10 protein-coding genes are annotated in these 12,378 nt (G+C 70.6%); 3 read left to right on the forward strand and 7 right to left on the reverse strand.

Translation table 11 applies throughout. The features are described from left to right. Positions 1-19: 19 nt before the first annotated feature. From AB0F40_RS09300 to AB0F40_RS09315, 4 genes are read right to left on the reverse strand one after another with little or no spacing between them, the layout of a single operon-like run. Positions 20-1,204: a family 1 glycosylhydrolase gene (locus tag AB0F40_RS09300; RefSeq protein WP_357465942.1), complete on the reverse strand. Its 1,185-nt coding sequence runs from the start codon at positions 1,202-1,204 to the stop codon at positions 20-22. Positions 1,205-1,214: 10 nt separating this feature from the next. Then, positions 1,215-2,063: a carbohydrate ABC transporter permease gene (locus AB0F40_RS09305; RefSeq protein ID WP_357465944.1), complete on the reverse strand. Its 849-nt coding sequence runs from the start codon at positions 2,061-2,063 to the stop codon at positions 1,215-1,217. After that, on the reverse strand, positions 2,063-2,953 hold the full coding sequence (locus tag AB0F40_RS09310) for a sugar ABC transporter permease (RefSeq protein ID WP_357465946.1): 891 nt from the start codon (positions 2,951-2,953) through the stop codon (positions 2,063-2,065). The genes AB0F40_RS09305 and AB0F40_RS09310 overlap by 1 nt, the downstream gene beginning before the upstream one ends. A gap of 2 nt (positions 2,954-2,955) precedes the next feature. After that, entirely contained in the window at positions 2,956-4,233 is a 1,278-nt protein-coding gene (locus AB0F40_RS09315) for a sugar ABC transporter substrate-binding protein (RefSeq protein WP_357465948.1), read from the reverse strand. A 206-nt stretch (positions 4,234-4,439) separates the two neighbouring features. On the opposite strand from AB0F40_RS09315, the gene AB0F40_RS09320 reads away from it, so the two are divergent. Next, on the forward strand, positions 4,440-5,456 hold the full coding sequence (locus tag AB0F40_RS09320; RefSeq protein WP_357465950.1) for a LacI family DNA-binding transcriptional regulator: 1,017 nt from the start codon (positions 4,440-4,442) through the stop codon (positions 5,454-5,456). A 21-nt stretch (positions 5,457-5,477) separates the two neighbouring features. Here AB0F40_RS09320 and AB0F40_RS09325 read toward each other — a convergent pair whose 3' ends face one another. Next, complete coding sequence (locus AB0F40_RS09325; protein ID WP_357465952.1) at positions 5,478-6,242, reverse strand: lysophospholipid acyltransferase family protein; 765 nt, start codon at positions 6,240-6,242, stop codon at positions 5,478-5,480. 55 nt (positions 6,243-6,297) lie between these two features. On the opposite strand from AB0F40_RS09325, the gene AB0F40_RS09330 reads away from it, so the two are divergent. After that, the gene (locus AB0F40_RS09330) at positions 6,298-6,957 is read left to right on the forward strand and encodes a hypothetical protein (protein WP_357465954.1); all 660 of its coding nucleotides are present in this window, start codon (positions 6,298-6,300) and stop codon (positions 6,955-6,957) included. Between the two features lie 81 nt (positions 6,958-7,038). On the opposite strand, the gene AB0F40_RS09335 is transcribed toward AB0F40_RS09330, so the two are convergent. After that, a complete protein-coding gene (locus AB0F40_RS09335; protein WP_357465956.1) occupies positions 7,039-7,983 on the reverse strand; it encodes an ROK family glucokinase in 945 nt (314 codons plus the stop codon). Between the two features lie 165 nt (positions 7,984-8,148). Here AB0F40_RS09335 and AB0F40_RS09340 point away from each other — a divergent pair, with 165 nt between their 5' ends. Next, entirely contained in the window at positions 8,149-9,981 is a 1,833-nt protein-coding gene (locus AB0F40_RS09340) for an AMP-dependent synthetase/ligase (protein ID WP_357465958.1), read from the forward strand. Positions 9,982-10,080: 99 nt separating this feature from the next. Here the strand turns inward: AB0F40_RS09340 and AB0F40_RS09345 are convergent, their stop codons facing one another. Continuing rightward, entirely contained in the window at positions 10,081-12,297 is a 2,217-nt protein-coding gene (locus AB0F40_RS09345) for an alpha/beta hydrolase-fold protein (protein ID WP_357465960.1), read from the reverse strand. Between the last annotated feature and the right edge of the window lie 81 nt (positions 12,298-12,378).

The raw sequence follows: 12,378 nt of genomic DNA on the forward strand, positions 1-12,378 counted from the left end.
TCTCCCTACGTCGTCGTAGTCAGGACAGGTGCCCGGTGCGGGCGACCCTGCCGAGCCAGGTGAGGCTCGGCTTGGGGGTGCGCTCGAACGTCGTGCGGTCGACGGCGACCAGCCCGAACGTCGGCGCGAAGCCGCTCATCCACTCGTAGTTGTCGAGCAGCGACCAGTGCAGGTACCCCTCCACGTGACAGCCGCCGGTCATCGCCCGGGCCATGCCGGCCAGGGCGTCCCGGGTGTAGTCGACGCGGCGCGCGTCGTCCGCGGTCGCCATGCCGTTCTCGGTGACGATCATCGGCACGCCGCCGGTGATGCGGTGCGTGTACTCGAGGGCCTCACCCAGCGCCTGCGGGTAGTACTCCCAGCCGGTCAGCGTGCGTTCGACGTCGTCGGCGGCGGGCAGCGGCTCGCCGTCCGTCCCGATCACGGTGCGCAGATAGCTCTGCACCCCCACGAAGTCGTCTCCGCGCGCCACCTCGAGAAAGAAGTCCTCGCGCGGGTAGGCGTAGGCGTCCCGGGCGGCCTCGGCCCCGGGGGCGGCCTGGAAGACCTGGTTGGCGATGGTCCAGCCGGCGCGCACGTGCCCGAGCCCGTGCAGGACCTCGACGGCCCGCCGGTGCGCCGTCGCCTGGATCTCGGAGGCTGCCTCGTCGGGTGCGGCCAGCCCGGCGGCGTCGAGGTTGGTGCGCCGGCTCGCGCCGAGCATCATCGAGGTGATGTTGGGCTCGTTGATCGTGACGACGTGCCGCACGTCGCCCAGGATCCGCGTGACGGTCTCGACGTACCGGCTGAACGTGTCCACGGCGTCGGACGCGAACCAGCCGCCGCGCTCCGCGAACCAGCGCGGCAGGGTGAAGTGCAGGAGCGTGACCACCGGGGTCACGCCGGCCGCCAGGCACGTGTCGATCATGCGCCGGTAGTGCGCGAGCTGTGCCCGGGAGATCTCGCCCTCGGCGGGCTCGATGCGCGCCCACTCGATCGAGAAGCGGTAGGCGTTCAGGCCGGCGTCCGCCAGCAGGGTGATGTCCTCGGGATAGCGGTGGTAGCTGTCGACGGCGTCGCCAGAGCTCTCCGCGCACAGCGAACCGGCGGCGTGCTCCTTGGCCCACCAGTCGCTGTTGACGTTGCCCCCTTCGATCTGGTGCGCGGCGGTCGACGCGCCCCACAGGAAGCCGGGCGCGGTGGGCAGCGTGAGCTGTTCGGTCACGAGAGAACTCCTACTTGAGGCCGGTGGTCGAGATGCCCTGCACGATGTGCCGCTGCAGGACGAGGAAGACGATGAGGATGGGCAGCACGATGACCGTCGCACCCGCGACGAGCAGGCCGTACTGCACGGTGTTCTGGCCCGTCGAGTACAGGGCGAGGGCGACGGGCAGCGTGTACCGGTCGGCGGACTGCACCGCGACCAGGGGCCACAGGAAGTTGTTCCAGGAACCGAGGAACGTCAGGATGCCGAGCGTCGCGAGCGCCGGCCGGGTCTGCGGCAGCACGACGGCGAAGAACGTCCGGAACTCACCGGCGCCGTCGACGCGTGCGGCGTCGAGCAGCTCGTCCGGGATGTCGAGCATGAACTGCCGCATCAGGAACACGCCGAACGGCGCCGCCAGGAAGGGCAGGATGAGCGCCGCGTAGGTGTTGATGAGGTCGAGGTTCGCCACCAGCACGAACAGCGGTACGAACGTGACCATGCCTGGGACCATCAGGGTGGCCATGACCAGGGCGAAGAGCGCGCGCCGCCCGGGAAAGTCCAGCTTGGCCAGGGCATAGCCGACCATCGCGCTGAACAGGGCGGACCCGACCGTCACGGCCAGGGCCACGACGACCGAGTTGAGGAAGTACCGCGGGAAGCTCAGGGTGGCGAACAGCTCGGTGTAGTTGGACCACGTCACCTGGTCGGGGAGCAGGGTGGGTGGGAACTGCCGGATCTCGCCCTCTGGCTTGAGCGACGACACGACCATCCAGACGAGCGGCCCGATCGAGGCCGCGAGGCCGATCAGGAGCGCGACGTTGAGGAGGACCGCGCGGGGGGTGCGGCGGCGCGTGCGGGGCGCTTCGACCTGCGCCATCACTTCTCCGTCCTGAGGAGGCGGAACTGGAGGTAGGACAGGATCACGATGGCCACGAACAGCACGTAGCTCATCGCGGCGGACAACCCGTAGTTGCCGAACCCGAACTGGTTGAAGATCTCGTAGGCCACCGAGTTGGTGGCGCCCAGCGGCCCGCCCTGCGTCATGACGAACGGCTCCTCGAAGAACTGCAGGTAGCCGATGCCGGTGATGACCGCGCAGAACAGGAGCGTCGGCCGCAGCAGCGGGACCGTGATCGACCGGAACTGGCGCACCGCGCCGGCCCCGTCGATGGCCGAGGCCTCGTACAGGTCGCGGGGGATGCCCTGCAGCCCGGCCAGCAGGATCACCATCGAGTACCCGACGTTGCGCCAGGTGGCCATCACGATGAGCGACGGCATGGCCCAGGTCTCGTCGGTGAGCCAGCGTGGCCCGTCGATCCCGACCACGCCGAGACCTGAGTTCACGAGCCCGAAGTCGGGCTGTAGCAGGAACCGCCACACGACCGCCACCGCAACGATCGAGGTCACGACGGGGGCGTAGAAGCCCACGCGGAACACCGACCGGAACCACACCAGGCCCGAGTTGAGCAGCACCGCCAGCAGCAGCGCGAGCCCGAGCGTCAGCGGCATGGCCACGCCCACGAAGTAGAGCGTGTTGCCGGCGGCCTGCTGGAACTTCGGGTCGGCGAGGACCGCTACGAAGTTGTCGAACCCCACGAAGTTGACCGCCCAGGGGGTCCGGAGGTCCGAACCCTGCATGTCGGTGAACGCCATGTAGAGGGAGGACGCCACCGGGACCAGCAGGAACACGGCGAACAGCGCGGTGAAGGGCAGCGCGAGGCCCCAGGCGGCGAGGCCCGTGCGACGGCGGCGTGCGGAGCCGGTCACGGTCAGTCCAGACCCGTGCCGATCGAGGTGGCCGCTTCCTGCATCTGCTGGGCGGCGTCCTCGGGGCTCAGGTCGCCCGCGATCACCTGTTCGAGGATGAGGTCGAGCTCGTGCTCGATCTCGGACCAGGTCGGGATCGCCGGCGTGGACCGGGCGGTCTCCAGGACGTCGCCGTAGACCGCGACCGCCTCGTTGTCGGCCAGCGCCGGGTCGTCCCAGGCGGCCTGGACGGCCGGCAGGTCGCTCGAGATCTCGAACCAGTCGGCCTGGGTGGGCGCTTCCGTGGCGAACTGGACGAACTTCCACGCGGCGTCGGGGTTCGCGGCGTCGGCCAGGACCGCGAGGTTGGAGCCGCCGATGAACGAACCCGTCGTCTCGTCCGACGGCAGCGGCGCGACGCCGAACGAGTCGGCGAAGTCGTCGCCCGCCGTGGTCAGCAGGTTGGCCCGCTCCCAGGGCCCGGACACGAAGGAGCCCAGGTCCCCGTCGATGAAGTTCTGCACCTTCTCGTCCTCGACCAGAACCTGCGGGGCGAGCCCGTCGCGCATGAACGACGAGTAGTAGTCCAGGGCCTTGACCTGGGCGTCGTTGTCGAGGGTGAACTCGCCGGAGTCGTCAAGGATCTCTCCGCCCGCCTGCCAGTAGAACGGGAAGTACATGAGGCTGGTGGAGGCGCCCCGGGTCTGCAGGCCGATGCCGTGCTCGGCCCCGGCGTCCTGCAGACCGGCCGCGAACGCCGTCAGGTCGGCCCAGCTCTCCGGCGCCTCGACGCCCGCCTGCTCGGCGAGGTCGGTGCGGTAGTACAGGACGCGCGTCTCGACGTACCAGGGCACGCCGTAGGACGTCCCGTCGACCACCGTGGTGTCCCACGCGCCGGGGAAGAAGGACTCGGCGTCGATGTCCTCCGGGGTGGGGGCGAGGCCGCCCAGCTCCACGAAGCCGCTCATGAGGGTGGTGCCGACCTGCATGACGTCGGGCACCTCGCCCGTGGCGATGGCCGTGTTGATCTTCTCGGTGGACGACTCCCACGGGACGGGCGTGACGTTCACCGTGACGTCCGGGTTGTCGGCCTCGAACTGCTCCGCGAGCTCGGGCAGCAGCTCGCCCTCCGTGCCCATCGCCCAGACCTCGATGGTGCCGGTGGCCGGGCCGTCGCCGATGCTGCTGGGGCCCGCAGCCGGGGCGGCGGCCTCGTCGCTGCGTCCGCACCCGGTGAGGGCGAGGACCAGCGTGAGGGTCGATGCCGTCGCCGCTGCGGCGAGGCGAGGTGTCCTGTTCACGATCACTCCTTTGTTGAACCGCGGTTCCGAAATTTCGATGCCGACTCTCGGAAAGACCCGGGGAGATTAGACGTGGACACCGAGGCTGTCAATGGGCGAGAGCCTGCAAGTGCGAGGTGCTTGTGGGGCAGTTGCCGGACGGGCCGGCGGATCCGCTACGATCCGGATTTCGGAAACATCATCTTTCCCACGCCGACGGAGGACCCATGACCCAGGACCAGCCACGCATCCCGCTCGCCGTCGTGGCGGCCGAGGCCGGCGTGTCGGTCCCCACGGTGTCCAAGGTCCTCAACACGCGGCCCGACGTCGCAGGTGCCACCCGTACGCGGGTCACCGAGGTGCTGGAACGCCACGGCTACGTCGTGCGTCCCCGGTCGGCGAAGCCGACGGGCATGATCGACGTCCGGATCGTCGACTTCGAGGGGACGTGGTCAGAGGCGGTGGTCCGCGGCGCCGTCGCCGGCGCGCGTCGCCTCGGCCTCGACGTGGTGCTCGCGGTCGAGCCCGACCCCGACGACTGCAGCTCCTGGGTGCGGCACGCCCTCGAGCGCGGTACCGACGGCCTCGTCAGCATCGTCGCGGTGCCCGACGCCGAGGCGCGCGCCGCGCTGGCCGACACCGGCACGCCGCTCGTCGTCGTCGACCCGCGGCAGCGGCCGCCGGAGGGGATGCTCAGCGTCGGGGCCACCAACTTCCAGGGCGGGCTCGAGGCGACGACCCACCTCCTGGGGCTCGGCCACCGGCGCATCGCGACGATCACGGGCGCGCTCGAGCAGGACAACGCCATCGCCCGGCTCGCGGGCTACCGGGCCGCCATGATCCGGGCGGGCGTCCCGTCCGACGACGACCTCGTGCACGAGGGGGCCTACGGCGTCACCTCCGGGTACGAGGGCGCCCAGCGGCTGATGGCCCTGAGCGACCCGCCCACCGCCATCTTCGCCAGCAGCGACGACACGGCCCTCGGGGCGCTGCGGGCGCTGCGCGAGGCCGGCGCCGTCGTGCCCCGCGACGTCTCGCTCGTCGGGTTCGACGACCTGCCCATCGCCCCGTGGATCGACCCGGCGCTCACCACGGTGCGCCAGCCGCTGGCGGAGATGGGCGCCACCGCCGTCGACCTCGTGCACCGGGCCCGCACGGCCAGCGGCCACACGCTCCGCACGGAGCTGGCGACCACCCTGGTGGAACGCGCCTCGACAGCGCCCCCGCCCGTTGGGCCGAGGTAGTTCCTGCGACGTCGGCCCCGGTCAGCGCCGCGGGCGCCGCGGCTTCTCGACCTCCGGGAGGGGCAGGCCGCCGGGACCCTCCTCCGACGCGGGGATCGCGGGCTCGCCGCGGGCCGCGCGCTCCTTGGCGCTCGCGGCGTACGCGTCGACGTACTCCTGGCCGGACAGCGCGAGGATCGCGTACTCGATCTCGTCGGCGACGGCGCGCAGCACGAACTTGTCGGTCTCCATGCCCTTGTACCGGCTGAAGTCGAGCGGCTCACCGATCACGGCGCCGAGCGGCATGAAGGCGGGCAGCCCCCGCCCGGGCGGCTGGGCGACGTCGGTGTCGACCATCGCGACGGGGATCACGGGCGCACCCGACTCGAGCGCCATCCGGGCCACACCCGTCTTCGCCTTGTAGAGGCGGCCGTCGGGGCTGCGGGTGCCCTCCGGGTAGATGCCGAACAGGGTGCCCTCGCGCAGCACGCGCAGGCCGGTGCGCAGCGCGGCCTCGCTGGCCGCGCCACCGGAGCGGTCCACGGGGATCATGCCGATGCCCGTCATGAACCAGGCCACGATCTTGCCCTTGACCCCCTTGCCCGTGAAGTAGTCGGACTTGGCGAGGAAGGTCACCCGGCGCGGGACCAGGAGCGGCAGGATGAACGAGTCGATCACCGCGAGGTGGTTGCTGGCCACGATCGCCGCCCCTGTACGGGGCACGTTCTTGGCGCCGACGACCCACGGCTGGTACGCGAGGCGCAGCAACGGGCCGACCAGCACGTTCCGCATCACCCAGTAGAACAAGATTCCTCCTCAAGACCCGACCCCGCGGGCCCCCCGACGACAATAGAGTGTGCCCATGGCCGCATCGAACACCGACGACCGAGACGACGACGTGCCCGGTGACATCCCAGGTGACACCCCACGCGAGCTGGGCGACGACGACGTGGCCTCACGCTGGGCCGATATCGTCGCCACCCTCGGCGACATGGACGTCTCGCGGGCCGACGGCACGTCCGCCGACCCGGAGGAGCCCGCCGAATCCTCTCAGACTTCGCGGCCGGATGACGAGAGCGGCGCCGCCGACCGTGCCGCCGACCGTGCCGATGACCGCGCCGACGGTTCTGCCGACGCGTCTGTTGACGACCGGGCCGGCGACCGTGCCGACGGCGAGCAGGCGTCGGGGCCGCGCGTGATCCTGCCCGCGGGCCCGCGCGACTGGCCGCTGTCGCCGGAGTCCGAGGCGCTCGAGGAGGAGGAGTCCCACTTCACGCCGCCGGTGCCGCCCCCGCTGCTGTCGCGCGACCCGTTGCTCACGATGGCCTGGAGCTTCGTCGTGGGCGTCCCGACGCTCGCCCTGGTCGGGATGGTCGTGTCGGCGGCGATGCCGTCGGTGGCGATCCCGCCGCTGGTGGGACAGATCGGCGTCGGCCTGTTCGTGGCGGGTCTCGGCGTGCTGATCTGGCGCATGCCCCACCAGCGCGATCCCGACGACGACGGCCCCGGCGCCGTCGTCTGACCTACCTGACGTAGTTGACGTCGAGCTGCCAGAAGCTCAGGTCACGCTGGTGACCTGAGCTTCTGGTAAGTGCGGGGAGGGTCAGCGGCGGGCGAGGTCCGCGGCGCCGACGATGCCCGCCTCGTTGCCGTGCTCGGCCAGCTCGATCTTCGCGACGGGCCGGTGACCCATGGCGGACAGCTGTGCCTCGAAGCCCCGGCGGACCGGGCCGAGCAGCAGCTCGCCGGCCGCGCCGACGCCGCCGCCGATGACGATGAGCTCCGGGTCGAGCAGGGCCGCGACCGACGCCGAGCCCTCACCGATCCAGCGGCCGAGCGTGGCCAGCAGCTCGATGGACAGCGCGTCACCCTCCTGGGCCGCCTCCGTGACCATCTTGCCCCCGATCTCCGCGGGGTCACCGCCCGCGAGCTCCAGCAGCCGCGCGGCCTGGTTCACGCGCGCCACGGCGGCGTGCTGGGCGTCGCGCTCGAGCGCGCTGCCCGACGCGTACTGCTCCCAGCACCCCTCGTGGCCGCAGCCGCAGTAGTGCCCTTCCGGCACGACACGCATGTGCCCCACCTCCGCGGCCATGCCCCACTTGCCGCGCACGAGCTCCCGCTCCGAGATCACGGCGCCGCCGAGACCGGTGCCGACCGTGAGCATGAGCATGTCGGTGGCGTCGCGGCCGGCGCCGAACCGGAACTCGGCCCAGCCCGCCGCGTTCGCGTCGTTCTCCACCACGATGGGAAGGTCGGCGTCCAAGAGCTCGGCGACCTTCGCCGCCAGGGGGTACTCCCGCCAGGCGATGTTGGGGGCGAAGTTCACCGACGTCCGGTCCGGGCTCACGAAGCCCGCGGCGGCCAGACCGATCGCACCCACCTGGTGCTCCTTGACGAGCTCGTTGCAAGCCTCGGCGATTGCCTTGTCGATGTGCGCGACGTCGTCGGCGTCGGTATCCCGGCGCACCTGGGCGAGGATCTTGCCCTCCTCGTCGACGACTCCCACAGCGATCTTCGTGCCGCCGATGTCGACCCCGATGGCGTGCATTCGTCCTCACGTTCTCTCGTTGCACGACGGTCCTACGGACCGTCGAAAAGGGGGTAGCACCGGGTAGGTGCGCACACCCAGCCTAGCGACCGCCGACAGTGCAACACACGGCGTCCGTTTCCCGGTATCTTTGCAGGCACGGTCAGTACTGCCACTGGAGTCAGAATGGACGAGATCTTCAGCCCGATTCTTATCGAGCTGCCCCCCACCTCCAACCTCAACGATGTGCTCGCGGAGCGGGTCGGCGCCGGTGCCGACAAGCCGATCATGGAGGTACCCGGCGGTCAGGGCGAGCCCTGGCGGGTCGTCACGGCCGGCCAGTTCGACGCCCAGGTGGTCGCTGTGGCGAAGGGCCTCGTGGCCCGCGGGATCGAGCCCGGAGACCGGGTCGGCATCATGTGCCGTACCCGGTACGAGTGGGCCGTGCTGGACTTCGCGGCCTGGGCCGCCGGCGCTGTGCCCGTCCCGATCTACGAGACCTCCTCGGCCGAGCAGGTCGAGTGGATCGCCTCCGACGCCGAGGTGAAGCTCGTCTTCACCGAGACGGCGGGCAACGCCGCCACGGTCGCAGAGGTGCGTGACGCCTGCCCGATCCTGTCCGACGTGCTCGTCATCGACGACGGCGCGCTGGACACGGTGGCGGCCGAGGGCGCTGACGTGCCGGACGCGGAGATCACCCGTCGCCGGGCCATCGCCGACCTGGACGACCTCGCCACGATCATCTACACCTCGGGGACGACCGGCAGGCCGAAGGGCGCCGAGCTGACCCACCGCAACTTCGCGTCGCTCGCCGTGAACGCCGTCGAGGCCGTGCCGGAGGTGTTCGCCAAGGACGGTGGACGCACCCTCCTGTTCATCCCGATGTCGCACGTGTTCGCGCGCTACATCCACGTGCTCGCGATAGCCGGCGGCGTGGTCACGGGGCACTGGGCGGACACGTCGACGCTGGTGAACGGCCTCGGCGAGTTCAAGCCGACGTTCATCCTCGCGGTGCCGCGAGTGTTCGAGAAGGTCTACAACACGGCTGAGCAGACTGCGGCGGCCGGCGGCAAGGCGAAGATCTTCCACTGGGCCACGGCGACGGGTATCGCCTGGTCGCGGGCGCTGGACACGCCGTCGGGCCCGAGCCTGAGCCTGAAGCTGCAGCACAAGGTCGCCAGCGCGCTGGTGTTCTCCAAGCTGCGCGCCAAGCTGGGTGGCCAGGCGGACTTCGCGGTGTCCGGCGGCGGGCCGCTCGGCGAGCGCCTCGGCCACTTCTACCGCGGTCTGGGCCTCAAGGTGCTCGAGGGCTACGGGCTCACCGAGTCCACGGCGCCGACCAGCGTGAACCGTCCGACGGCGACGAAGATCGGCTCGGTCGGCCCCCAGCTGCCGGGCTGCGGCGTCAAGATCGCCGCCGACTCGGAGATCCTGCTCAAGGGACACCACATGTTCCGGGCGTACCACAAGAACGAGGCGGCCACCGCTGAGGCGTTCACGGAGGACGGCTGGTTCCGCACCGGCGACCTGGGCGTGCTGGACGACGACGGGTTCCTCACGATCACCGGCCGCAAGAAGGAGATCATCGTCACCGCGGGCGGCAAGAACGTGGCGCCCTCGAACCTCGAGGACCGGATCCGGGCGCACGCGCTGGTCAGCCAGTGCGTCGTGGTCGGGGACAACAAGCCGTTCATCGGTGCGCTCGTGACGCTCGACGCCGAGGGCCTGCCGGGCTGGCTGAAGATGCACGGCAAGCCGGCGCTGTCCGTGGACGAGGCCCGCAAGGACCCCGACGTCCTCGCCGCGCTGGACTCCGCCGTGCAGCGTGCCAACAAGGCGGTCTCGACGGCGGAGTCGATCCGCAAGTACACCGTGCTGCCGGGCGACCTGACCATCGAGAACGGGTACCTCACGCCGAAGCAGAGCGTGAAGCGTGCGGTGTTCCTCAAGGACTTCGACGCCGACGTCGAGCGCCTGTACGCGGACAAGAACAAGGAGAGCCTGCACCTGATCGGGTGATCGGGGACCCGTGACTTCGGTCGGTTGCCCCGAGATCGGTCCAACGACGGACCGATCTCGGGGCAACTGACCGAAGTCACGGGACTGCTGCCCGTGCCGCTAGGCGTCGGCGCCCTCCGTGAAGAGTCGGGGGAGGAAGTCGATGAGCGACTTCTGCCAGACGTCCCAGCTGTGCGGGCCCGGGACGATGGGCGCGAACTCGTGGTTCACCCCACGGCTCTCCATCGCCGCGACGAGTTGGAGCGTCGCGCCGTAGGTGAAGTCCTGCACGTCGCCCGAGTAGACGCGCAGCAGCTTCGTGCCCTCGTTGATGGCTTCGACGTCCGCGTCGGCAGGCGGTGCGCCGAACGCCGACATGGCGCCGATGTAGCCGAACTCGCCCGGGTGCGCCCAGAGCGTGCTGAGCGTGTGGCCAGAGCCCATCGACAGACCCGCCAGAGCGCGCTGGTCACCCTCGGAGCTGATGTTGAGCTGCTCCTCGGCGGCCGGCACGATGCGCGTCGTGATCTCCGTGGGGAAGTCCACGCCGTTCCCGTTGGCCATGACGACCACCATCGGCTCCATGGTGCCTCGCAGGTAGTGGTTGTCGAGGATGCGCTGGACGTAACCCACCTCGACCCAGTCGGTCCACGTCTGCCCGCCACCGTGCTGCAGGTAGAAGACCGGGTACTCCTCGGCCCGGTCCGCGTCGTAGTCCGGGGGAGTCCACACGTACGCCGAGCGCTGCTCGCCGCCGCCCGCGGTGCTCGGGTAGTTCATCACGCTGACCTCGCCGCGCGCGTCGGCCGGCACCTGGGCGGTGAACTGAGCGCGGACCGTGTCGCCGTCGGCGGTGAAGGTGCTCCACGTCGGCTCCGAGAACACCGTCGTGGGGTTGCCGGCGTCCTTGTGGTCGACGCCGTCGACCACGAACTTGTAGTAGTAGGAGCCGCCCTCGACGGCCAGCGAGAGCCGCCACGAACCGTCGGCCTGCCTGACCATGTGGGTGCGCGGCCAGCTTCCGGCCGGGCCGAAGTTGCCCCAGACGGTGATGTTGTTCGCGTCGGCGAACTCGGGGCCGACCTCGAACGTGACGACGCTGTTCTCGTCGATCCACGGCGTCGGGGCCGTGCCCGTAGCCGGCAGCTCGTGCTCCACGAACGGCAGGTGGCCCTCGCTCAGGCCCTCGTCGTCGACCTCGTGGAAGAGCCGCCCGGCGAAGTCGTGCAGGTTCTTCTGCCACGTGTCCCACGTGCCGCCCGTCACGGGGTCCGACCCGTCGGGCTGGAACTCCACGCCCGCGTTCGTCAGCCTGTCAGCCAGCGCGACCGTGTCGTCGTACGCGGGGTCGGTGACGTTGCCCGCGTACAGGCGGACGACGTCGGCCGAGGCGTTGATCTGCTCGGCCTTGCCCCGCGAGATCGCCTTGTCGTAGCCGCCCGAGAACGAGCCGACGCCGCCGAACTCCCGCGGCTTGGCGACCACGGCGCCCAGAGCCAGCTCCGCGCCGCGGCCGATCCCCGCGATCGCGCGGCCCGATCCCTCGTCGGAGACGTTGAACGCGCGCTCGACGGCGGGCAGCAGCTCCTTCGTCACGCCGCGGGGGCCCGGTGCGTCCGCGTCTCCCATGACGACCACCATCGGCTCGGCGTCCCCGTCGAGCGTGAGGTTGTCCATGATCTGGCCGAGCCGGCCCAGCTCCACCCACTCGCGGTAGCTCTGCCCCTCGTCCTGCAGCAGGTACAGCACCGGGTACTGCTCCGCGCGTTCCGCGTCGTAGTCCGGGGGCGTCCAGACGAGCGCTTCCTTCTCGTGCTTCGGTCCCTTGCCGTACTCGAGCGTCTCGAGCTCGCCGCCACCGGCCACGTCGTCGAGCCACTCAGCGCCCGGGCCGGGAACGAACATGGTGCTGTAGGTGGGCTTCGACGTCACCTCCTGGGGCGCGTCCGGGTTGCGGAACGCGACCGCGTCCTGGTCCGCTGCGGGGCGCGCGGCGTACTGGTAGTAGTACAGGCCGGGCTCGAGGGGGCCGAGCGTGGCGGTCAGGTTCGACCCGCTGGTCCCCATGTTGAGGTCGGTCCACGCCTTGCCCGGGCCGAAGTTGCCCTGCACCGCGACGGGCCCTTCCCCGATGCCGGTCGCCTCGGTCACCGCCGCGCGGGGAACCGTGAAGCGGTAGACGTCCGAGATCGGGTTGTCCGGCACCTCGCTCACCCACGGGTCGGTGCTGACCGCTTGCGCGGCAGCTGACGGCGCGACGAGCGCGAGCCCTCCGGCGACGACGAGTGCGGCTGTTGCGGCGACGCTCCGAACGGCCGTGTGGAATCTTCGAGTCATCTGCGTGCTCCCTTGCACGAGTGCGATCCGGTCGAGCGGGACTTTATCGTTAAAGTTGAGGCGCGACAAGGCTTCGTCGCT

Origin of the sequence: Promicromonospora sp. NPDC023987 (assembly GCF_040639055.1) — a bacterium.
In the GTDB taxonomy this organism is placed as follows: domain Bacteria; phylum Actinomycetota; class Actinomycetes; order Actinomycetales; family Cellulomonadaceae; genus Promicromonospora.